This is a genomic window from Roseovarius confluentis (genome assembly GCF_002917925.1).
Taxonomy (GTDB): Bacteria; Pseudomonadota; Alphaproteobacteria; order Rhodobacterales; family Rhodobacteraceae; genus Roseovarius; species Roseovarius confluentis.
In genome coordinates, this window is the sequence record NZ_PPFE01000001.1 from 372,298 (window position 1) to 392,982 (window position 20,685).

Consider the following 20,685-nt stretch of genomic DNA (forward strand, 5'->3'; position numbering starts at 1 on the left):
TTCTCCCTACAAGTGCATGTTCTTAAAGAGGTATTTTGCGCAGTACCTTCGCACCTGCCATAATGCGTGCCAACCGTAAAACGGCTTGATACATCGCGTGCGCAAGTTCACAGTCAGCTTCCCGCGATTCTTAAGTAGCTGCGACGGTATTACTTCAGAGAGGACATATACGTGGACAATAAGGAAAAAGAACTTTTTGCCAAAAGTGTCGGATTGATTGAGCGGCTATGCCATGAAACCGAACGCTTAAGTAAGGATGTACGTAGACTCTCTGGCCGGATTCAGCCTTTTGAAGGGGAAAAAGAACCGACCACATTTTCTTACCATCGGAAGCCCAAGACTTTCCGAGAAGTAATTGATCTAATCGAAGAAACGCGCGGGCAAGTTCAGAATTGTGAGTACGCGTTGAACAAGGTTTCCGCCCAGATTGAGCAAATCGTTTCCGATGGCTGGTCGAGAGAGGAGCTAAAGCCTTTTCTTCGAGACACATAAGCTGCTGATAGACCAGCGCCGCGATCTTTGGGCGGCGATGCGCGCCGAGGGCATGTCATACCGCCAGATCGCAGAAGCCGATGGTGAGGTGAGCCCGCAGACGGTGCTGCTTTCTGCTGTTCCTCAGTCCGCCACTTCCTCGAATTTCCGGAATTACAGACACCGCCTGGACGGTGGCCTTTGACACGCGCGGCTCACGTGGCGTTCTTCTCGACAATTGAACCGCGCGGCTTATCGTTGCGATAAACGCAGAACGCGGCGGGAGGCACCATGCAATTGACGATCGACGGTACGGACCACGAGATCGAGGTCGAGGACGCGATGCCCCTTCTGTGGGTGCTGCGCGACGTGCTGGGCAAAACCGGCGTGAAGTACGGCTGCGGGATCGCGCAATGCGGGGCCTGCACGGTGCATATCGATGGCGAGGCGGTCCGATCCTGCCAGGTTGCCGCGGGCGACGTGTGGGGCCCGGTCACCACCATTCACGGGCTGGGCAACCCCGAGACACGCCATGCCGTGCAGCAGGCGTGGATAGAAACGCAGGTGGCCCAATGCGGTTATTGCCAGTCGGGGCAGATCATGCAGGCTGCGGCGCTGCTCTCGGAAACGCCCGATCCTTCGGACGAGGATATCGACGACGCCATGTCGGGCAACCTGTGCCGCTGCGGAGCCTATCCGCGCATCCGTGCGGCCGTAAAGGTCGCCGCCGCCAAGCTGAAGGAGGCGTAAAGTGAGCCGGGTCGGTAAGATCGCGCGCCGAAGTTTCCTGGTAGGTGCCGTCGCCGCGGCGGGCGGCGTTGCCTTTGGGGTCTGGCGTTACAAGACACCATACCGCAATCCGCTGCTGAGCGGACTGAACGACGGCGAGGCGGCGCTGACCCCTTATGTGCTGATCCGCCCCGATGGCATCACCCTGATCACACCCCGCGCCGACAAGGGCCAGGGCGCCTACCAGGTGCAGGCGATGCTGCTGGCCGAGGAACTGGACGTGACGCTCGACCAGATCGCGGTTGATCCCGGCCCGCCGGACGTCGCCTATTGGAACCGGGCGCTGGCCGACGAGGCCGCGGCCTTCCTCGCTCCCGGTGGTGGCTTTGGGGAACAGGTCGCGGGCTCGGTCGTGTCTGCGGGGGCGAAGTTCCTGGGGCTGCAGATCACCGGCGGCTCTACCACCACGCCCGACGGGTTCGACAAGCTGCGCGCGGCGGGCGCATCGGCCCGCGAGACACTGAAAGCTGCCGCCGCAGCACAGGCGGGGGTCGCGGCAAGCGAACTGACCACACGGGACGGAGCGGTGATCCTGCCGGACGGCACCACCCTGCCCTACACCGAGTTGGCCGCTGGGGCCGCTGATTTGGATCCGGTGACGGACGTCGCCCTGCGACCCGCTTCGGAATGGCGGCTGATTGGCAAGCCAACGCCGCGCCTCGACATGGTCGCCAAGTCCACTGGCACGCAAGACTACGGGATCGACGTGCACCTGCCCGGGATGGTCCACGCGACCGTACTTCTGAACCCCGCGATTGGCGGCGCGCTTGGCAGCTATGACACTGCCGAGACGTTCAAGATTCGCGGCGTGCAATCCGTGGTCGAGATTTCCGGCGGCCTGGGTATCGTAGCCGATAACACCTGGCGCGCGATGGAAGGGGCCAAGGCCATCGTGGCAAGCTGGCCCGACGGGCCATTGCCGCGATCGATGGAGGCGCATTGGCAGGCGCTTTCCGACAGTTTTACCGAAGACACGCAGGACAGCCGCAAGCGCGACGACGGCGACATGGACGCGGCGCTTGGCGCGGGTGATGTCATCGAGGCGGAGTATCGCGCGCCCTACTTGGCCCATGCCCCGCTGGAACCGGTCAACGCCACCGTGCGCGTCGATGATGATGCCATCGAGATCTGGACCGGCACGCAGATCCCGCGCAATGTGCTGACCAATGTGTCGGGCATCACCGGCGTATCGGAGGACGACATCACCCTGCATGTGCAGATGATCGGCGGCAGTTTTGGGCACCGGCTGGAAGACATGGTGGTGCGTCATGCCACCGAGATCGCCATGCAGATGAAAGGCACGCCGGTCAAGCTGACCTATTCCCGCGAAGAGGACATGACCCACGAGTTCCCTCGCCAGATCGCCATGGCGCGGATGCGCGGTGCCGTGCGCGAGGGGCGGGTCGAGGCCTTTGACCTCGGTATCGCGATGCCATCTGTCATAGTCTCGCAAATGGGGCGGCAAGGGCTGAGCGTGCCCGGCCCCGACAGCCAGATCGTGGCCGGCGCTTTCGAGCAGCCTTTTTCCGTGCCGCACCACCGCGTAACAGGTTACCGGGCGCCGCCACTGGCGCCAATCTCGTCATGGCGTTCGGTCGGCGCGTCGACGAACGGGTTTTTCTACAATACCGGACTGGACGAGTTGATCCACGCCGCCGGGGCCGACCCGATGGAAGAGCGCCTGCGGCTTTGCGATGACGCGCTGGCCCGTGGCGTGCTGGAGGCCGTGGCCGAGATGAGCGATTGGTCCGGACCGAACCCGGCCGACGGCGTGGGGCGCGGGGTGGCCTTTACCAAGTCCTTTGGCGTGCCCTGCGCCGAGGTCATCGAGGTCGAGACCACCGAGGCCGGACTGAAGCTGACGCGCGCCTGGGTCGCGGCAGAGGTCGGCACGGTGGTCGATCCGCTGAACTTCGAGAACCAGGTGGCGGGCGGTGTCATTTTTGGACTGGGTCATGCGATGAACTGCGAGCTGACTTATGCCGACGGTCGCGCCGAGCAGACCAATTTCGACACGTTCCAGGGGCTGCGCCTTTACCAGGCCCCGGCGATCGAAGTGCGCGGACTTGAGAATGGCGACAAGGTGCTGGGCGTGGGTGAACCCCCCGTGCCGCCTGCCGCCCCTGCCCTTGCGGCGGCTATTTTCGCGGCCACGGGGACGCGGCTGCGCGAGATGCCGTTCTCGAAATTCGTGGAGTTCGCGTAAGTTAAGGCGCATCCAACGCGGCGCCGCCTTGCCGTTCCCCGCGCGGGGTGGTTGAAGGGGCGCATGGGATCCATCCTGACCACACTTGCGCTGCTCGCCCTGGCTTGCGCCGCGGCCTTCGGCGCGCAAGCGGCCTCCATACCGCTTCCGTTCCTGATCGGGCCTCTGGTCGCGTCCGGTATCGTGGCGACAACCGTATCGGCTCGTTTACCGGATGGATACCATTTCCCCCCCATGCTGCGCTTGGTCTTCATTTCGGTCATCGGCCTGATGATCGGCGCGCAGGTCACGCCCGAACTTTTCGGACAGGCCTCGCGCCTGGCGGTCAGTTTCACGGCCCTGATGCTGTTCGTCGTCGTCGCCCATGGCTACGGCTACACCGTCTTGCGGTTCATAGGTGGGTATGACCGACCGACGGCTTTCTATGGCGCGGCGCCTGGCGGCTTGTTCGAATCGATTGCCCTGGGTGAGGAGGCCGGTGCCGATCCGGCCCGTTTGACACTGCAGCAGTTCCTGCGAATCATCGCGGTGGTCACGCTCTTGCCCATCGGCCTTTCGCTCTGGGTCGGTCATCCGGTCGGCAGTTCCGCAGGCGTCACGCTGGGCCGCGATGAAGTGCCCTGGTCTGCCTTTCCACTGATAGCCTGCGCCGGCGCGGCGGGGATTGGCCTTGGGCATTTGCTGCGCCTGCCGGCCAAACAACTGACCGGGCCTTTGTCCGTGGCCGCGATCCTGTCGCTGACCGGGCTTTACCACGTCGATGTGCCGCAATGGCTGATCAACGCGGCTCAGATCGTCGTCGGCACGGCGCTTGGCATGCGGTTCAGGGGACTGTCCGGCGGGTTGGTACTCCGGGGCGTCTGGCTGACCGTCCTTTGCGTTGGAGGCATGCTGGGACTGGCCATCATCTTTGCGCTGGCGCTGATGCAGGTACTGGAGCAACCTTTCGACGTACTGCTGATCAGCTTCGCGCCCGGCGGTGTGACCGAGATGTCGCTGGTGGCCCTCAGCCTTTCGGCCAACCCGGCCTTCGTGACGCTGCATCACATCTTTCGGATTCTGATCACCGTGGTCGGCCTTGGCCTCAGCTCCAAACTGGTTCGGCGACGGCTTTGACAGGGCACGGCTTCTGGAATACCTGAACACTTGTTCATTTCAAACCGCCGGAGGCTCCATGCAAATCTCAGACACCGCCGCAATCATCACCGGGGGCGCTTCCGGCCTGGGGGAAGCGACGGCACGGCACTTTCGCGCGCATGGGGCCAAGGTCACCCTGCTGGACCGCGATGCCGAGCGCGGCGCCGCCGTGGCCGCCGAGATCGGGGCCGGTTTTGCCGAAACGGACGTTACCGACGAGGACTCGGTCCGCGCTGCCATAGCTGCGGCCAAGGACGCCATGGGCAAGATCACCGCTGCCGTGAATTGCGCCGGCATCGCGACCGGAGAGAAGACGCTGGGGCGCGACGGGCCGCACAGCCTTGAAGGGTTTCGCCGTACCATCGACATCAACCTCGTCGGCACGTTCAACGTGGCTCGTCTTGCCGCCGAGGAAATCGCGCAGAACGCCGCAGCGCCGGACGGCACGCGTGGGGTCATCATCAACACGGCGTCCATTGCCGCCTTCGAAGGGCAAAAGGGCCAGACCGCCTACGCCGCCTCCAAGGGCGGTATCGTTGGCCTTTCGGTGCCCATGGCGCGGGACCTGAGCCGCGATGGTATCCGGGTGATGGCCATTGCTCCTGGGATTTTCGCCACGCCCATGTTGAAAGGCTTGCCGCAGGAGGTGCAAGACGGGTTGGCGCAGGACGTGACCTTTCCCAAGCGGCTGGGTGACCCGGACGAGTACGCATCGCTGGCACGGTTCATCGTCGAATGCGATTACCTGAACGGCGAGGTCATCCGTCTTGATGGCGCGTTGCGGATGCAGTGATGAGTCAACCGTCGCTGAGCGCGCCGAACTTGGTTTCCAGGTAGGACATCAGCGGTGTCGCACTAGGCGCGCTGCCGCATGCGAGCGTGATGACGTCCTTGGGTTCATGACGTCCACCGTGGCACTGAACCCGCTCGCGCAGCCAGCCCGTGGCGGCGGAGAGGTCGCCTTTCGCCAGTTGGTCATCCAGTTCGGGCAGATCCTTGCGCAGGGCCTCATGCAGGCAGCCGGCATAGACATTGCCAAGGCTGTAGGTCGGGAAATACCCGAAGAGCCCCACGGACCAGTGCACATCCTGAAGCACGCCGTTCGCGGGGCGGTTGGCGTCATACCCGAAATCCGCCCGGAACCGATCGTTCCAGGCCGCTTCGAGATCATTGACCTGAAGATCATTGGCGAACAGCGCCCGCTCCAGATCGAACCGCAGCATGATGTGCAGGTTGTACTGCACCTCGTCGGCCTCGGTACGGATATAGCCCCGGTGTACGCGGTTCACGAGCGCATAGAAGGCGTCTTCGTCCGGCACGCCGAAGTCGCCGAACAGGTCTCGCATCCGGCCATAAAGATAGCCACAGAAGGCGCGGCTGCGGCCAAGCTGGTTCTCGTAGATCCGGCTTTGGCTTTCATGTACGCCCATCGACACCCCTTGCCCAGCCGGAGTCAGAAGGAATTTCGGGTCGATACCCTGTTCATAGCATGCGTGGCCGACCTCGTGGATCGTCGAGTAAAGGCAGTTGAACGGATCATCCTCGGCGGTGCGGGTGGTAATGCGCACGTCTTCGCCGGAGCCGCTGGAAAACGGGTGGACCGCCCGGTCGATGCGACCCCGGGTCAGGTCATAACCGAAGGTTTCTGCCAGTTCCCGGCCAAGCGCCATCTGTGTGTCGGCGTCGAACGTAGCTGAAAGCGCCGTCACCTGGGGTGCGTTCAGGGCGTGTTCGCGCAAGCTTACCAGACCCGGGCGCATCTCGTCGAACATCGCGGCGAATTCGGTCGCTTTGCCGTTCGGCTCGAAATCGTCGACCAGCGCATCGTAGAGGTCGCCCTCGCCCGCCAGCGCCGCGGCCTCTTCCCGCTTGAGCTCGACCACCTCGGCCAGCGTGGGAAGGAAGGCGGCGACATCGTCATCGGCACGCGCGGCGGCCCATATGCCTTGCGACCTGCTTGTCAGCCGGGCCAGCGCGGCGGCCAGATCGGCCGGCACCTTGACCGACCGCTCATAGCTGCGGCGGATCAGGCGCAGTTGCGCAGCGCCGTCCGCGTCGGGCGGGTCGGCCTGCTCCAGCCACTCCCCGATTTGCGGGTTGGTGCGCCTTGCATGCAGCACGCTTTCCATCGCACCGCGTTCCTCTGCCCGCTGCCCGGCCGAGCCGCGGGGCATCACAGTTTCCTGATCCCAGCTCAGCCGCCCGGAGATGCGGGCCAGGGCTTGGGTTTCCCGCTCATAGGCCATGAGCGCGTCGAATGCATTGGGCAGGCTCATCCGCGCACCGACCGCACAATGGGATACTGGCTGAGGAACCGTGCCCTGAGGATCAGGACCCAGAGGATCACCGCCAGCAACTGGTGTGCGATGGCGAGTTGCCAGGGCGCGATATACAGCACTGTCATGATCCCGAGCACGACCTGCAGGCAAAGTGCGAGGAAGGCGAAATTGAACGCGCCGCGGGTCAGAGCATGGGCCGACCGGCGCCCCTTCAGCCAGACGACGATGCCGAAAATCAGCAGAAGATAACCGGTCATGCGGTGGATGAACTGAACCATGCCCGGGTTTTCAAAGAAGTTTCTGGCACCCAGCTCCGGCATCCAGAAATCCACGGGCAGGAACCCTCCAGCCATGAGCGGCCAGTCGGTAAAGGTGCGTCCGGCGTCGATGCCCGCAACAAGCGCGCCGATCAGGATCTGCAGGAAGGCGAAATGCAGCCAGCCAGTGGACAGGCCGAAAAGCTTGCCCTCGCGGCTGCGCCGAGCCTGCATCAGTTCGCGCTCTTCTCGTCCGAGGCACATCACGTACCACGCGATGAAGCCCAATATCACGAAGGCGAGGCCAAGATGCACGGCCAGCCTGTAGCTCGCCACGTCCAGCATCTGCCCGGAAAGGCCAGAACTGACCATCCACCAGCCGATGGCGCCCTGAGCGCCGCCCAATCCTCCCAATAGCAACAAGCGACCTGTCCAGCCTGGGGGGATCTTGCGCAGCAGCAAGAAGCCCAGAAAGCCCAAGACCCAAACAAGGCCGATCACGCGGCCAAGCTGGCGATGGCCCCATTCCCACCAGTAGATCACCTTGAACTCGGCAAGGCTCATGCCCTTGTTCTGCAACTGGTACTCGGGAATTGCGCGGTATTTCTCGAACTCGGATTCCCATGTGGCGGCGTCCATCGGAGGCAGCGCGCCGGTCACCGGCTTCCACTCGGTGATCGACAGGCCGCTGTCGGTCAGGCGCGTGAGGCCGCCCACGGCGATCATCACGACCACCAGCGCGAAAAGAAGCATCAGCCACACCCGAACGGCACCGCGCGCGCCACGGCGGCCTGCGTCGATCATCCCACCTTGCGGTGGCTGCCGCGGGGTGTCCGCATCTGACACTTCCTGGAAAATGCTGCGTTTTTCGCTCATGTTCCGCCCTCTGACTTTGGCGTGACGTTAATCCGCGTCGCACGGCGCTTCAACCGCGCTCCTTCCAGCGCACCATTTGCCGCAGTACGCCATGCAGTGTCTGCACGTCGGCTCGCGTCAGGGGCATCCGGCTCCACATGTTGCGCAGGTTGATCTTCATGCCGGGGGCCTTGGCCTCCGGAAAGAAAAAACCGGCGTCTTCGAGGCGTTCCTCGTAATGTGCCGACAGCGCCTCGATCTCTTTCTGGTTGGCCCATTCGGTGCCGGCCATATCGACGCGGGCGGCCTCGACCGTCTGCGACGCGCGGCGCCACTCGTAGCCGCACAAGAGCACGCATTGGGCAAGGTTCAGGCTTGGGAATTCAGGGTTCACCGGCACGCTGATGATGGCGTTGGCGCGCGCGACATCCTCGTTCTCCAGCCCGGCCCGTTCCGGCCCGAACAGCACCGAGACACGTTCGCCTCGCGACAGGCGCGTCGCGGCCTCCACCATGGCCTCTTCGGGGCTGAATACGGGCTTAGTCAGGCCGCGCACCCGGGCGGTTGTGGCCATCACGAAACTTTCGTCCTCGACAGCCGCCGGCAGGTCGGGGACAAGGCGCGCGTCGTCCAGCAGCCGACCCGCGCCGCTGGCCATGGCCACCGCCTTGGGATTGGGCCAACCATCACGCGGGGCCACGACGACCATGCGGTCGAGACCGAAGTTCCACATTGCGCGCGCGGCGGCGCCGATATTCTCGCCCATTTGCGGACGTACGAGCACAAAGCGCGGCTGTGTGTTATCGCTTGGCATCCTGTTCCTCCAACGTGCCCGCCATAATCCAGCCTGGCCGTGCGGGAAAGCGCAAAAGACCGCGTTCGCGTCCCGTAGACGCGTTCGCAAATCCCGGTTATAGGGGCAAAAACAGGACGACAAGACCATGGCAGACCCCGAGCAGCCGCAAATCTATCTGATCACCCCGCCCGAGATTGAGCTGGCGCGCTTCCCCGCCATTCTCGACCGGGTCCTGCGCGACCACGAGATCGCCTGCGTGCGACTGGCGCTGTCGACCCATGACGAGACCGCGTTGTGCCGCGCCGCCGATACGTGCCGCGAGGTTGCGCATGGGCAGGACGTGGCCATCGTGATCGACACGCATTTTGTGTTGGCCGAACGGCTGGGGCTGGACGGCGTGCACCTGACGGACGGGTCACGCACCGTGCGCAAGGCGCGCAAGGAACTGGGACCGGATGCCATCGTCGGCGCTTTCTGCGGCACCTCGCGCCATGATGGTATGACCGCGGGCGAGGCCGGCGCCGATTACGTCAGCTTCGGCCCCGCCGGCGTCTCCGCCCTTGGCGACGGGTCGCAGGCCGAGACGGACCTTTTCGAGTGGTGGTCTCAGGTGATCGAAGTGCCGGTGGTGGCAGAGGGAGCGCTAGACGCTGCCACGGTATCACAGCTGTCCTCCATGACTGATTTTTTCGGGATCGGCGACGAAATCTGGCGCGAGGACGACCCGAGCGCCGCCTTGGGCGAACTGGTCGCGGCAATGCGCTGAGGCGGGATTGCGCGGCAGTCTCAGCCCGGCAAAGCGACTTCGGGTGGCATCGCGCTACGCACTTTAGCCTCGAGCGTTCGGGCTAACGCCTTACGATCGGGATAGTCGCTGACACTGAGCGGCTCGTGATAGATCACGCGCACGCCACCCTGAGGAAACCGCGACAGGACCTGCAGCATGTGTGGCCCGAGATCCATGTCGCCCCACCAGCCGTAAAAGCGCGGCTCTTCCAGCCCGTCTGGCGCGATGTAGACAACCGTGACCGGCTGAATCAGCATCCCCGCTTCGAGATCCGAAAACGCGGCAAAGAGGCTCGACTTGAACGGCAGCACGCGCATTCCGTCGGTCGACGTGCCTTCGGGGAAGAACAAGAGCTTTCGAACGGCATCAAGCTCGGCTTTCAGCTGGTTGCGTTGTGCGTCGGCCTGCCGGGGATTGCGGCTGATAAATACGGTGCCGACGATCCGCGCAAGAAAACCGATGCCGGGCCAACCGGCCACCTCGGCCTTGGACACGAACGTGATCGCCTGCCCTGCCCCGAGAGCGAAGATATCCAACCACGAAGCGTGATTGGCCACCACGGCGCCATGGCTTTGCATGGGCTGGCCTTCGCGGCGATAGCGCAATCCGATCACGCGCAGTCCGGCCCAGATGGCCCAGCGTTGCAAGCGCGCGGTCAATGGGCGGCTGCGGTCGAAAAAAAATGGCTCGGCAAGGCGCAGAACCAGCACCGCAAAGACACCCGGCAAGATGATCGCCAAAAGCACCACAAGGCGCAGCGCCAGTATCAGCCAGCCTGTCCCCGTGACACGGACCACGCGCGCGGGACGCTGGGACTCCCAGGTGTTGCTCACAGGCCGGCACCCTTGGAATAGATCGCCTTTTGCCGGGCGTTCAGTTGCGCGGTGTCCATAACGAGGCAGACATCGGTTGTGTTGAATGTGTGGTCGATGAACGCACCGTCACCGACAAAGCCGCCAAGCCGCAGATAGGCCTTGATCAACGCAGGCACCTGCAACATGGCCGCCCGCCGATCGATCTGATCTTCCGGCACCAGGTTAAGCGGCTGGTAATGGGCGGGCACGGTACGAACCCGCAATGCCTCGGGCGCCAAGTGGCGGTGGTGGAGCAATGAAAGCGGCTGCGCCAGGGCGCTGGTATCGGTGCCATGGAAGCTGGCGACGCCGAACAGGATCTCGATGCCGTGATCGGCGACATAGTGCGCAAGGCCGTTCCACAGGTGGTACATGGCCGCACCACCGCGATAGCCCTCGGCAAGGCAGGACCGGCCCAGCTCCATGATGCGCCGGCCCGAGGATTTGAGGACCGAAATGTCGTATTCATCTTCGGAGTAGAACTGACCCGCCTCGTCGGCCTGATCGTCGCGCAAGACACGGTAGACGCCGACAATTTCACCGCCGCGGGACTCGTCAGCCAGAAGCAGATGATCAAAATAGGCATCGAACCGGTCACGCTCCAACTTCGCGTCGTGGTCGACGAGCGGGCCGTCGCCGCCCAGTTCCGCGACGAACACGTCGTAGCGGAGGCGTTGCGCCGCGTGCAGGTCTTGCTCGGAGCGGGCGAGTCTTACGGTGAACTGCACGTCGCGCGAATACATCAATGGGTCCGTTCAGATTGGCTGCGCGGGTTTTAATGCCTTTCAGTCCCGCGCTGCAACCACTTGAAGTCCCGCGGCGTATCTTTGCCCGCAGCAAGAAGGAGGCTTGCGAGCGCGCCTTTGCGTGTTAACGTTTTGGCAACGTTGCTTATGGTTCAGTCACCGGCATCAACTCAACGCGGGAGCCGTCTATCACCACTTTACCGACATCCTGAAAATTCACCGTGATCTTTCCACCGATGTTGGACTGGACCTGCCCGGTGCCCCAATCAGGCTGATCGGGGTGGACCACGAGCATGCCGGGCTCGAGAATGCTGTTCATGTCGGACATCGGCGGGCTCCGCGGGAAAGGAAACGATTTGGCAAACGATACCAACGCTATCGCAGCTTTGATAGGCTCTCGTATCTGTCATGACCTGATCAGCCCTATCGGCGCAGTCAGCAACGGGCTCGAATTGCTGGAATTGTCGGACGCCGCCGGTTCGCCCGAACTGTCGCTTGTCGCGGACAGCGTGGCCCATGCCAATGCCCGCATCCGTTTTTTTCGCTTGGCCTTCGGGATGGCCTGCAAGGAACAGGAAACAGGCGCGGAAGAGGTCAACTCGATCCTCAGAGACCTTCATGCAGACGACCGAACCGAGATTGCCCCCTTTCCCTCAGGCCACTACCCGCGGGCCGAGGTGCGCGCGGTGCTGCTGGCGCTGCTCTGCGCCGAACAGGCGGTGCCCTATGGGGGCCGCATTGTCATGACACGATCCGAGGACGGCTGGGTCATCCGGGCCACGGCTGAACGGATGAACGTGGACGCCACCTTGTGGGACATGCTGAACGGCACACAAGGTACGTCGCTTCCGGCGCCGGCGCATGTGCAATTCTTGATCCTGCCCGCTGCGGCATGGGACGCGCGACTGGATTGTTCAGCGGTCCTGTCGGACGAAGCGGCGGAAGTGCGGCTCAGGCGCGGATAGCGCCGTCGCCGTCCACGAGATACTTGAAACTGGTCAATTGCCGGGCGCCCACGGGGCCGCGGGCGTGCATCTTGCCGGTCGCAATGCCGATTTCCGCGCCCATGCCGAACTCTCCACCATCCGCGAACTGGGTCGAGGCGTTGCGCATCAGGATCGCGCTGTCGAGTTCGGCAAAGAAGCGCTCTGCAGTCGCGTCGTCCTCGGTGATAATGCAGTCCGTGTGCTGCGACCCATATTTCCGAATATGATCAATAGCGTCTGAGACGTCGCCCACCTTTTTCGCGGCCATGACCATCGACAGAAACTCGAACCCCCAGTCGCCATCGCCGGCCGGAACCGTGCCCGGCACCGATTGCAGGGCCGTATCGGCACGGACCTCGACCCCCTTTTCGACCAAGGCCCGTATGACGCCCTGCCCGATCGTATCGACAGCGTCCTCGTGCACCAGCAGACATTCGGCGGCGCCGCAGATCCCGGTGCGGCGGGTCTTGGCATTCATTACGACGCGCAGCGCCTTTTCCGGGTCCGCATGCTTGTCGATGTAGATATGCACGATGCCTTCGAGATGCGCGAAGACAGGCACCCGTGCCTCGCGCTGAACGAGGCCGACAAGCCCCTTGCCGCCGCGCGGTACGATCACGTCGATCGTCCCGGTCATCGTCAGCATAGCCTGCACCGCCGCGCGGTCGCGGGTCGGGACGAGCTGGATCGCGTCCTCCGGCAGACCGGCCTCGGTCAGGCCGGCGCATAGGCAGCGATGGATGGCACCGGAGGAATGAAAGCTTTCCGAGCCGCCGCGCAGGATCACCGCGTTACCGGATTTCAGACAGAGCGCGCCCGCATCCGCCGTGACATTGGGACGGCTCTCATAGATCACCCCGATCACGCCGAGCGGAGTGCGCACGCGCCGGATATGCAGGCCGTTCGGGCGGTCCCATTCGTCGATCACCTCGCCCACCGGATCGTCCTGAGCGGCGACGGCGCGCAGCCCGTCGCAAATGCCACGGATCCGGTCGTCGTCCAGCATCAGGCGATCCATCATAGCATCCGACAGGCCCTTATCGCGACCGAACTCGAGGTCTTTGGCGTTGGCCTCGAGGATGTCGGCGCGGCTGTCCCACACCGCATCCGCCGCGGCCGTCAGCGCACGGGTCTTGGCCTCTGCCGTGGCGGTGGCAAGCACCGCGGCGGCGGTCTTGGCCCGCTGACCTATCTCAGCCATAAGTGCTGGAATATTTTCGAGATCTTTCATCAAGGCACCTGTTCGTTCAGCCGAATCTAGCAGTCGTTCGGTCATATGGCCATATCGTCGCGATGGATCAACGGACCGCGGGCGGGATAGCCCAGCACGTTCTCGATCTGGTCCGAGCGCAGTCGCTTGATGCGTTCGGCGTCCAGTGCGTCGTAGCGCGTCAGCCCCTGACCCAGAATACCGCCCGTCTCGTCGGCGACCTCGACCGCGTCACCGCGTTCGAACCGGCCCGAAACCTGCGCCACGCCGGCGACCAGCAGGCTGGAGCCTGCCCGAAGCGCCTTGACCGCCCCGGCATCGACGACGATCCGGCCCTTGGGCTTCATCGAGGCAATCCATTGCTTGCGTTTCTGCTGCGGGTCGCCCTGGGCGGTGAACCACGTAACGGGGGCGCCATTTTCCAATGCCCTGACCGGGTGCAGCACCGACCCTTCGGTGATCGCCATGTCGCATCCGGCGGCGGTGGCCGTCCGCGCCGCCAGCAGCTTGGTCTTCATGCCGCCTTTCGACAGGCCGGAGCCTGCGGCACCGGCCATGGCCTCGATCTCGGGTGTGATTTCCGAGATAACGTCGAAGCGTTTAGCGGCCGGGTCGGTCTGCGGATTGGCGGAATAAAAGCCGTCCACGTCGCTGAGCAGGATCAGTTGATCGGCCCCGGCGGTCACGGCGATCTGCGCGGCCAGCCGGTCGTTGTCGCCATAGCGGATCTCGTCCGTGGCGACCGTGTCGTTTTCGTTCACTATGGGGATCGCGCCCAGTGACAACAGCTGTTCCATCGTCGCGCGGGAATTGAGGTAGCGGCGGCGATCGGCGCTGTCTTCCAATGTGACCAGCACTTGTGCCGCGATGATATCATGGGCCGCCAGCGCCTCGGTATATGCGGTGGCGAGCTGGATCTGGCCCACGGCGGCAGCGGCTTGCGACTGTTCCAGTGACAAGTCGGCGGAGGGAAGTTTCAGGACACCTCGCCCCAGTGCGATGGAGCCGGAAGACACAAGGATAACGTCCGTGCCCCGCGCCCGCAGGCGGGCCACGTCCTCGGACAGCGCCACCAGCCAGTCACGGCGCAATTGGCCCGTTTTCCGGTCGACCAGAAGGGCCGAGCCAATCTTGATCACGAGACGCTTGGCGTCGGCTACGGCTGCCACGGTGCGTCCTCGTCATCGTCCGGCCGTTGCCGCAGCCGGCCCTCGTCGATATGGGCCCGCAAGGCACGCAGCACCTCGGTGACACCCTCGCGCGACACTCCCGACATCAGCAGGACTGGCGAGCCCGCCACAGCCTCGAGTTCTTCACGCAGGAACGTGCGCTCTTCCTCGTCCAGCGTGTCGATCTTGTTCAGCACCGTCACGCGAGGTTTGTCCGACAGTCCCACGCCGTAGGCTTCCAGTTCTCGGATGATCGTCTGGTAGTCTTCGATCAAGGTTCCGGATGAGCCATCCACGAGGTGCAAAAGCACCGCACACCGCTCGACATGGCCCAGAAACAGGTCTCCGAGGCCCCGCCCCTCGGACGCGCCGTCGATCAGGCCGGGAATGTCGGCCACAACGAATTCGGTGTTGTCAACGCCGACGACGCCGAGGTTGGGATGCAAAGTCGTGAACGGATAGTCGGCGACCTTGGGCCGCGCGTTCGACGTCGCGGCCAGAAAGGTCGACTTGCCCGCGTTGGGCAGCCCGACCAGACCCACATCGGCAATCAGCTTGAGCCGCAGCCAGATCGTACGTTCGACGCCCTCCTGTCCCGGGTTGGACCGACGCGGCGCCTGGTTGGTCGAGGTCTTGAATCGCAAATTGCCCCAGCCGCCATTCCCGCCCCGGGCCAGGCACACGCGCTCGCCCACTTCGGTCAGGTCGGCGATCACCGTCTCCTGGTCCTCGTCCAGGATCTCGGTGCCCACGGGCACGCGCAGCACGATGTCGTCGCCGTCGGCGCCGGTGCGTTGCTTGCCCATGCCGGGCGTGCCGTTGTCGGCGAAGAAATGCTGCTGGTAGCGAAAGTCGATCAGCGTGTTCAGCCCGTCGACCGCCTCGGCCCAGACCGAACCGCCGCCGCCTCCATCCCCGCCGTCGGGGCCGCCGTATTCGATATACTTCTCGCGCCGGAAGCTGATGCATCCGTTGCCGCCGCTGCCCGAGCGGATGTAAACCTTGGCGAGATCGAGAAACTTCATGTCATTGCCTCAGATGGCGTCAGGGACCGTCCGTAGAACCAAACGCAGTCCGGCTCAAGCCCGGGGGCGCCGGAAGGTGCGAATTGGGTGAACCCCGCCACGTGCGCGGCAGGGCCCTTGGCAGGCTTTGCCCTCCTGGAAACCCAGTTTTTCCAGAACCCGGCCCGAAGCGGGGTTGTCAGCAAAGACGCAAGCCTCGAGGCTTTCCCAGCCAAATTTGTCGAATGCGTATGCGACCGCGGCGACTCCGATTTCGGTGGCCAAACCCCGGCCCCAATGGGATTTTCCGAACATATAGCCAATCTTGACTTCGGGGCTGAGACCGAGATAGCCGACGACCTCGTCGCCTTGGCAGACCACACCTGATGCGGCCTGATCCGACGCGGTGACGACACAGCGCGAGCGCGTGCAGGACAGGTTCGCAGGCCAGGGCCAGGTCTCGGTCTGGCGAACCACGTCGAAACCGCTGACGATCGCGTGAAGCGCCTGTAAATCATTCGGCGTGCCTGCGCGCCAGACAAGGCGTGGCGTGCGAGCAAAGACCGTTTCATCCATTGTCCATCGCCCGGCTGTATGTCCAGGTCGGGACATTTGCCTTCCGCGCGACCGAAAAGCTTTCGGCGTCGCCGAGATAGCGAAAACCGCAGTTCGTCAGCACCCGGGCCGAGGCGGCGTTGTCTTGGAACACGCTCGCAAAGACAGTTTGCGCGTTCTGGGGATTGGCCGACAGGATCGCCTCGACCGCCGCCGAGGCGATGCCGCTGTTCCAATAGGCCGGTGCGACCCAGTACCCGATCTCGGACTGGTCGCGGTCCATCCGCTCCAGGCCGATCAGGCCCATGACCTCGCCACCCCCGATGCGCGTGCCGTCCATGACCCAGACATCCTCGGGGTGGTCGGGATCCATCACGCGGGCGATGAAGGCTTCGGCCGTGCCCGGCGGAAGCGGATGCGGAATGGACGTGGTGAACCGGGCCACGCGCTCGTCGCCGGCATAGAGCGAGATAAGGCCCGCATCGGATTCACGGACGGGCCGCAGGTCGAACCGTTCGGTTTCGAGAAGGGTATCGGTTGCGATGGTTTCAAGCTTCATGTGCTGTCTCCTCCGAAAAGCACGAACAGGACGGATGCGACGGTCAGCGCGGCCAGGGCACGCATGAGGTGCGGCTCGGCCGGGGTTCCCGCCACGGTGCGCGCGATCCGGTCTCCTCCAAGTGTCCAGATCGGGTGCAGTAGCAATTGCAGGCTCAGAAGGCAGATGGATATGGTCAGCGTGGCCTGCAAGGCGGGCGTGCCCGCAGCGACAAAATTGGTGAAGCCGGCGACGATCATTGCCCAGGCCTTGGGGTTGAGCGGATGCACGATTAGCCCTGCCAGAAAGCCGGGCGCGGCGACCTGCGCGTCGGCCGGACCGAGGCGCAGGTGCGCGACCTTCCATGCGAGCCAGCAGATGTACGCCGCCGACACCCACTTCAGAATGTCGAACACGTAAGGCGCGCGGTCGGCCAGCTCCATCAGGCCGAAGCCTACGGGCCAGATCACGAACTGCTTGCCGATGACCACCCCCGCAACAAAGGGCAACGCCGCGCGAAACCCGAACCGCGCGCCCGTCGCCAGAAGCGCCATGTTGGCCGGTCCCGGCGTGCCGACTTGCGACGCGCCAAAGACCAGAAAGGATGTAACGGCTACGCTCATGACGTGCCTCCGAAAAACAGAAAAGGGGACCGGCGATGTGCCGATCCCCCTGAATTTCACACCTTGAAGGTTCGGCTTACTCGGCGGCCTCCGCCACCGGGAGAACCGAAATAAAGGTACGGCCCTTGAGGCCCTTGCGGAAATGCACCGAGCCCTCGACGGTCGCAAAGAGGGTGTGATCCTTGCCCTGCCCCACGCCGTCGCCCGGCCAGAACTTGTTGCCGCGCTGACGCACCAGGATGTTGCCCGGAATCACGGCCTCGCCGCCGTATTTCTTGACGCCCAGACGACGACCGGCCGAGTCGCGACCGTTTCTGGATGAACCGCCTGCTTTCTTGTGTGCCATATCGTCTCTCCTTAGCCTTTGACCAGTTCTTTGGCCTGCGCGACCCAGCCTTCACGCTCGATGCGGCCTTTGAAGGACAGTTTCTCGTCCATCTCGGCGATGTCATCGGCGGTCCATGCCGCGATCTGGGCAAACGTGGTCACGCCTGCCTCTTGCAGTTTCTTTTCGAGCGCCGGGCCCACGCCGGACAGCTCTTTCAGGTCGTCGCCACCTTCGGCCTTCGCGGCTTTCTTGGGAGCAGCCTTCTTTTCCTCGGCCTTCTTCTCGGCTTTGGGTTCGGCTTTCTTGGCGACGCTCTTTTCCTCGGCCTCGTTGTTCTTCACGCGCTTGGCCATCTCGGCCTGCTCGGCCTTGTTGTCGGCGTAACGGGTCTTGCCCATGCCGGCGGCCAGTGCGCTTGCGCCTACAGCGGCCTTCACGCCCGATTTGTCGGCGCCCTTCTCAAGGATCTCGGTCACGCGCAGCAGGGTCAGTTGCTGACGGTGGCCACGGGTCCGTTGCGAGCCGTGCTTCCGGCGGCGCTTGACGAAGTTGATGACCTTGTCGCCCTTTATCTGGTCCACGACCTCAGCCTGCACGGCCGCGCCGTCGACAAGCGGAGCACCGATGACCGGCGCGTCGCCACCCAGCATCAGGATCTCGTTGAACTGAACTTTCTCACCAGAGTCTGCAGCAAGCTTTTCCACCCGGAGCATATCGCCCGACTGAACCTTGTACTGCTTGCCACCGGTCTTCAGAACCGCAAACATATCTCTTTCCTTTTTTCATCCGCGTTCTGTGGCCCCGGGATCAACCGGCGTTTGGTGCCTCGAACGGCGCGCCCTTCGGGCGTCAAAAAAACAAATCCCGCACGAGTCGCCCCGCCGGGATGGCCGCTTATCCTAGGGGCGCCCCTCAAAGTCAAGCCTTGCACCCTGCAAAAGCCCGGTTTTTTAGGCCGACCGGCGCAGTTCGGCTCCGGCCGGGTTCGGTCACAGTTCTTGGCTGCGCATGTGCTCGGCGACTGCCTGCCCCAGAAGGTAGGAGATTTCGTCGTACATGCGGTCATAGGCGTTGAAAACCGCGGTATTCAGAATGCGCCCCTCGGGTGTGCGGTATAGTGCGGCGTAAGCTTCGAGTTCCTCCGCCTCCAGCGGACGGTAGGCCATCATCAGAAAGGACCCAAGCCAAGCCTCGGACTCCGCGCGGATGTCCGATTCTTGCGCCCAGACATCGGCCAGCATGTCCGATTCCCCAAGATCGATGGCGCCGCCATCGGCCAGGCCACGATAGAACATGAGGTTGGCGTTCATCGCGCCCATGACGTTGTATTCCACGAGGTCGCTGTCGGCGATGATCGTCTCGATTTGCTGGTAAAGCTCTGTTTCGTCACCGCGGGCCACCTCAAAGGCGTCCATCGCCGCAATCTCGGTTTCCTCGTCGAGAAAAGCCTCACGAGCCGAGATTTCGAGCCCAATGATCTCTTCCCCAAGACCACTATCGAAGAATTCGACCAAGGAGCCCAGTTCCTCCCCTTCGAGTGAAGTTTGGAACCCTTGGGTGATCACCGCCTCCATCTTCTCGGCATCATAGATGCGCGATACTGTGCGTTCCCAGTCGTCCTTTGGAATATCGGGCAGCATCTCCGCGCCGATCTCGGCGCCGTAGCGCAGACCTTCCTTGCGCATCACCACTACAGTGTCGTCAATCCGCATCAACTCGATCAAGCGCTGGCGATCGTCGTCCTGCGCGGTGGCGGCATCCGAGGCCAGAAGCACCGCCGAAAGTGCGCCTAGGGTGGCCAGGGTTCTTGCTATATGCATATCAGTTCAAAGCTCCTGCCCGGGGTGCATTTCAGCCATTCGCGAAGCGAGCACCTCAAAGCGATTGGCCATGATCTCGTACTGGACCGCGTTCATCAGTTGATACACAGTCTGCATTTCGGGATGTTCGAGCGCGGCCAGATATTCCTTTAGCTCCCCGTTCGAGAAATCCTGGTAGGTGTATGCGGCATTGGCCAGCGCGCCAGCCTTCATGGTCATCCGCATCTCTTCCTCACCGGCCTTCATGGCCGCGCGCAACGCGTCTTCGTCAACCTCTTGGTTCAGAATGCCGGCATTCGATGCGGCCATCAGAAAGCGAACCTGAATTTCCTGTACAGCGCGAACCGAATTTCCGTCGGAATCCACCGCTTGGTTGAGGTTCTGAAGGGTTTCGATGCGTTCGTCGCCCTGCTCCACACCTTCGGCCACCAGGGCGCGGCCCTGCTGCTGCTTTGCCTCGTCATCCTCGACCATGTGCGAGGCGTTCTCGGCCTCCACCAGACGCTGTCCCAGCGGCGAAGCGTAGAATTCCGCGGCGTGGGTCAGATGCTCGTCGCTCAGAGTTTCGGACAGGATGTCGAGCGCCATTGTCTGCATCTTTTCGGTATCGAACACGTCTTTGGAAACACGCGACCAATCTGAGCCGAAATCGCTGGCCTGCATTCCCAGCATTGCGGGCGCATCCCCGGCGGCAAGCGCGATCGAATCGAGCGCGACACCAAAGCCGGTCACTTCGAGAAACGCGTCGAGCCGATCGCGATCCGCGGCTCGGGTCTGAAGCGCGGCCATCAGCGCGATTGCGAGGAAAGCTATGAAAACAAGGGGTCGGATTGAGCGCGTCCGGGTCACGATACCTCCTGACGTGGCGTTGTTTACCCCAACGTAGGCAAAATCCGTGGCGAAACAAGGCAAACCCCTTGTCACCCCGTTCAAAGGCGATTAAACGCACCCTCCAGACCCCCGCGGAGAGGTGCCGGAGTGGTCGAACGGGGCGGTCTCGAAAACCGTTGACCCTTCACGGGGTCCCAGGGTTCGAATCCCTGTCTCTCCGCCAGTTTCCCTTTGAAAACCGTATCAAAACGTCGTTCTGCGCATCCGGCCGGTCGCGGTGCTTCTCACCCTGTTTCAGATGCGGCCCGTTCTTGTTTGGCGTAGGTGACATCATGATTAAACACCGCTCGTCGGTCCTTGACCAATGATCAAGCAGAGTACGGCAATCGGGTCGTGGGCGTCCCGTAATCTCAAAAACCGCGAAGTCCGAAGCAACCATGTAAG

Annotated in this window: 23 protein-coding genes and 1 tRNA gene; 8 read left to right on the plus strand and 16 right to left on the minus strand. The window is 63.3% G+C overall.

Going from position 1 to position 20,685, the window contains the following annotated elements; genetic code table 11:
• Window positions 1–171: 171 nt before the first annotated feature.
• The 5 genes from C2I35_RS21785 (at window position 172) to C2I35_RS01850 (ending at window position 5,396) form a co-directional block, all read left to right on the plus strand.
• Entirely contained in the window at window positions 172–492 is a 321-nt protein-coding gene (locus C2I35_RS21785; protein WP_146049946.1) for a hypothetical protein, read from the plus strand.
• Between the two features lie 270 nt (window positions 493–762).
• A complete protein-coding gene (locus C2I35_RS01835) occupies window positions 763–1,221 on the plus strand; it encodes a (2Fe-2S)-binding protein (protein ID WP_103761317.1) in 459 nt (152 codons plus the stop codon).
• A 1-nt stretch (window position 1,222) separates the two neighbouring features.
• Window positions 1,223–3,466, plus strand: coding sequence for a xanthine dehydrogenase family protein molybdopterin-binding subunit (locus C2I35_RS01840; protein WP_103761318.1), 2,244 nt, complete (start codon window positions 1,223–1,225; stop codon window positions 3,464–3,466).
• Between the two features lie 63 nt (window positions 3,467–3,529).
• Window positions 3,530–4,582, plus strand: coding sequence for an AbrB family transcriptional regulator (locus C2I35_RS01845; RefSeq protein WP_103761319.1), 1,053 nt, complete (start codon window positions 3,530–3,532; stop codon window positions 4,580–4,582).
• A gap of 58 nt (window positions 4,583–4,640) precedes the next feature.
• Window positions 4,641–5,396, plus strand: coding sequence for an SDR family NAD(P)-dependent oxidoreductase (locus C2I35_RS01850; RefSeq protein ID WP_103761320.1), 756 nt, complete (start codon window positions 4,641–4,643; stop codon window positions 5,394–5,396).
• A gap of 4 nt (window positions 5,397–5,400) precedes the next feature.
• Here C2I35_RS01850 and C2I35_RS01855 read toward each other — a convergent pair whose 3' ends face one another.
• Genes C2I35_RS01855 through C2I35_RS01865 form a run of 3 tightly spaced genes read right to left on the minus strand, consistent with a single transcriptional unit; the run spans window position 5,401 to window position 8,808 of the window.
• Entirely contained in the window at window positions 5,401–6,879 is a 1,479-nt protein-coding gene (locus tag C2I35_RS01855; protein ID WP_103761321.1) for a carboxypeptidase M32, read from the minus strand.
• The gene (ctaA, locus tag C2I35_RS01860; protein WP_103761322.1) at window positions 6,876–8,015 is read right to left on the minus strand and encodes a heme A synthase; all 1,140 of its coding nucleotides are present in this window, start codon (window positions 8,013–8,015) and stop codon (window positions 6,876–6,878) included. Before ctaA ends, C2I35_RS01855 begins: the two co-directional genes overlap by 4 nt.
• 49 nt (window positions 8,016–8,064) lie before the next feature.
• A complete protein-coding gene (locus tag C2I35_RS01865; protein WP_103761323.1) occupies window positions 8,065–8,808 on the minus strand; it encodes an RNA methyltransferase in 744 nt (247 codons plus the stop codon).
• A 127-nt stretch (window positions 8,809–8,935) separates the two neighbouring features.
• Here C2I35_RS01865 and C2I35_RS01870 point away from each other — a divergent pair, with 127 nt between their 5' ends.
• Window positions 8,936–9,556, plus strand: coding sequence for a thiamine phosphate synthase (locus C2I35_RS01870; protein WP_103761324.1), 621 nt, complete (start codon window positions 8,936–8,938; stop codon window positions 9,554–9,556).
• 20 nt (window positions 9,557–9,576) lie between these two features.
• Here C2I35_RS01870 and olsA read toward each other — a convergent pair whose 3' ends face one another.
• From olsA to C2I35_RS01885, 3 genes are all read right to left on the minus strand, one after another.
• Window positions 9,577–10,410 (minus strand): lyso-ornithine lipid O-acyltransferase, encoded by an 834-nt coding sequence (gene olsA / locus C2I35_RS01875; protein WP_103761325.1) that lies wholly within the window; start codon window positions 10,408–10,410, stop codon window positions 9,577–9,579.
• Entirely contained in the window at window positions 10,407–11,174 is a 768-nt protein-coding gene (gene olsB, locus C2I35_RS01880; RefSeq protein ID WP_103761326.1) for an L-ornithine N(alpha)-acyltransferase, read from the minus strand. The genes olsA and olsB overlap by 4 nt, the downstream gene beginning before the upstream one ends.
• A 148-nt stretch (window positions 11,175–11,322) precedes the next feature.
• Window positions 11,323–11,505 (minus strand): DUF3553 domain-containing protein, encoded by a 183-nt coding sequence (locus C2I35_RS01885; RefSeq protein WP_103761327.1) that lies wholly within the window; start codon window positions 11,503–11,505, stop codon window positions 11,323–11,325.
• Window positions 11,506–11,533: 28 nt separating this feature from the next.
• Between C2I35_RS01885 and C2I35_RS01890 the strand changes: the two genes are divergently transcribed.
• Window positions 11,534–12,142, plus strand: a complete 609-nt coding sequence (locus C2I35_RS01890) for a histidine phosphotransferase family protein (protein ID WP_245890365.1) — start codon at window positions 11,534–11,536, stop codon at window positions 12,140–12,142.
• Here C2I35_RS01890 and C2I35_RS01895 read toward each other — a convergent pair.
• The 10 genes from C2I35_RS01895 to C2I35_RS01940 all read right to left on the minus strand — a co-directional run bounded on the left by C2I35_RS01895 (window position 12,129) and on the right by C2I35_RS01940 (window position 20,199).
• A complete protein-coding gene (locus C2I35_RS01895; protein ID WP_103761329.1) occupies window positions 12,129–13,394 on the minus strand; it encodes a glutamate-5-semialdehyde dehydrogenase in 1,266 nt (421 codons plus the stop codon). The genes C2I35_RS01890 and C2I35_RS01895 overlap by 14 nt on opposite strands.
• 41 nt (window positions 13,395–13,435) lie before the next feature.
• Window positions 13,436–14,542: a glutamate 5-kinase gene (gene proB / locus C2I35_RS01900; protein ID WP_103761330.1), complete on the minus strand. Its 1,107-nt coding sequence runs from the start codon at window positions 14,540–14,542 to the stop codon at window positions 13,436–13,438.
• Window positions 14,530–15,567, minus strand: coding sequence for a GTPase ObgE (gene obgE / locus C2I35_RS01905; protein WP_103761331.1), 1,038 nt, complete (start codon window positions 15,565–15,567; stop codon window positions 14,530–14,532). Before obgE ends, proB begins: the two co-directional genes overlap by 13 nt.
• A gap of 54 nt (window positions 15,568–15,621) precedes the next feature.
• Window positions 15,622–16,122, minus strand: coding sequence for a GNAT family N-acetyltransferase (locus C2I35_RS01910; protein WP_170067093.1), 501 nt, complete (start codon window positions 16,120–16,122; stop codon window positions 15,622–15,624).
• Window positions 16,115–16,660: a GNAT family N-acetyltransferase gene (locus C2I35_RS01915; RefSeq protein WP_103761333.1), complete on the minus strand. Its 546-nt coding sequence runs from the start codon at window positions 16,658–16,660 to the stop codon at window positions 16,115–16,117. The genes C2I35_RS01910 and C2I35_RS01915 overlap by 8 nt, the downstream gene beginning before the upstream one ends.
• The gene (locus C2I35_RS01920) at window positions 16,657–17,262 is read right to left on the minus strand and encodes a LysE family translocator (protein ID WP_103761334.1); all 606 of its coding nucleotides are present in this window, start codon (window positions 17,260–17,262) and stop codon (window positions 16,657–16,659) included. The genes C2I35_RS01915 and C2I35_RS01920 overlap by 4 nt, the downstream gene beginning before the upstream one ends.
• Before the next feature lie 76 nt (window positions 17,263–17,338).
• Entirely contained in the window at window positions 17,339–17,608 is a 270-nt protein-coding gene (gene rpmA, locus C2I35_RS01925) for a 50S ribosomal protein L27 (protein WP_103761335.1), read from the minus strand.
• 11 nt (window positions 17,609–17,619) lie between these two features.
• Window positions 17,620–18,357 carry a 50S ribosomal protein L21 gene (locus C2I35_RS01930; RefSeq protein ID WP_103761336.1) on the minus strand — a complete coding sequence of 246 codons (738 nt, stop codon included), beginning with the start codon at window positions 18,355–18,357 and terminating at the stop codon, window positions 17,620–17,622.
• A gap of 222 nt (window positions 18,358–18,579) precedes the next feature.
• On the minus strand, window positions 18,580–19,410 hold the full coding sequence (locus tag C2I35_RS01935; protein WP_146049947.1) for a DUF2059 domain-containing protein: 831 nt from the start codon (window positions 19,408–19,410) through the stop codon (window positions 18,580–18,582).
• Window positions 19,411–19,416: 6 nt separating this feature from the next.
• Complete coding sequence (locus C2I35_RS01940) at window positions 19,417–20,199, minus strand: DUF2059 domain-containing protein (RefSeq protein WP_103761338.1); 783 nt, start codon at window positions 20,197–20,199, stop codon at window positions 19,417–19,419.
• Window positions 20,200–20,374: 175 nt separating this feature from the next.
• On the opposite strand from C2I35_RS01940, the gene C2I35_RS01945 reads away from it, so the two are divergent.
• Window positions 20,375–20,464: transfer RNA gene (locus tag C2I35_RS01945), tRNA-Ser, on the plus strand.
• Window positions 20,465–20,685: the final 221 nt, after the last annotated feature.

Bases quoted from the DNA above. Each gene is read 5' to 3' on its own strand.
- C2I35_RS01895 (WP_103761329.1), bottom strand. From the start codon at position 13,394: ATGAAAGATCTCGAAAATATTCCAGCACTTATGGCTGAGATAGGTCAG.
- ctaA (WP_103761322.1), bottom strand. From the start codon at position 8,015: ATGAGCGAAAAACGCAGCATTTTCCAGGAAGTGTCAGATGCGGACACC.
- C2I35_RS01940 (WP_103761338.1), bottom strand. From the start codon at position 20,199: ATGGCCGCGCTTCAGACCCGAGCCGCGGATCGCGATCGGCTCGACGCG.
- C2I35_RS01845 (WP_103761319.1), top strand. From the start codon at position 3,530: ATGGGATCCATCCTGACCACACTTGCGCTGCTCGCCCTGGCTTGCGCC.
- C2I35_RS01920 (WP_103761334.1), bottom strand. From the start codon at position 17,262: ATGAGCGTAGCCGTTACATCCTTTCTGGTCTTTGGCGCGTCGCAAGTC.
- C2I35_RS01870 (WP_103761324.1), top strand. From the start codon at position 8,936: ATGGCAGACCCCGAGCAGCCGCAAATCTATCTGATCACCCCGCCCGAG.
- rpmA (WP_103761335.1), bottom strand. From the start codon at position 17,608: ATGGCACACAAGAAAGCAGGCGGTTCATCCAGAAACGGTCGCGACTCG.
- olsB (WP_103761326.1), bottom strand. From the start codon at position 11,174: ATGTATTCGCGCGACGTGCAGTTCACCGTAAGACTCGCCCGCTCCGAG.
- C2I35_RS01935 (WP_146049947.1), bottom strand. From the start codon at position 19,410: ATGCATATAGCAAGAACCCTGGCCACCCTAGGCGCACTTTCGGCGGTG.
- obgE (WP_103761331.1), bottom strand. From the start codon at position 15,567: ATGAAGTTTCTCGATCTCGCCAAGGTTTACATCCGCTCGGGCAGCGGC.
- C2I35_RS01915 (WP_103761333.1), bottom strand. From the start codon at position 16,660: ATGAAGCTTGAAACCATCGCAACCGATACCCTTCTCGAAACCGAACGG.
- C2I35_RS01910 (WP_170067093.1), bottom strand. From the start codon at position 16,122: ATGGATGAAACGGTCTTTGCTCGCACGCCACGCCTTGTCTGGCGCGCA.
- C2I35_RS01835 (WP_103761317.1), top strand. From the start codon at position 763: ATGCAATTGACGATCGACGGTACGGACCACGAGATCGAGGTCGAGGAC.
- C2I35_RS01850 (WP_103761320.1), top strand. From the start codon at position 4,641: ATGCAAATCTCAGACACCGCCGCAATCATCACCGGGGGCGCTTCCGGC.
- C2I35_RS01865 (WP_103761323.1), bottom strand. From the start codon at position 8,808: ATGCCAAGCGATAACACACAGCCGCGCTTTGTGCTCGTACGTCCGCAA.
- C2I35_RS01930 (WP_103761336.1), bottom strand. From the start codon at position 18,357: ATGTTTGCGGTTCTGAAGACCGGTGGCAAGCAGTACAAGGTTCAGTCG.
- C2I35_RS01885 (WP_103761327.1), bottom strand. From the start codon at position 11,505: ATGTCCGACATGAACAGCATTCTCGAGCCCGGCATGCTCGTGGTCCAC.
- C2I35_RS01855 (WP_103761321.1), bottom strand. From the start codon at position 6,879: ATGAGCCTGCCCAATGCATTCGACGCGCTCATGGCCTATGAGCGGGAA.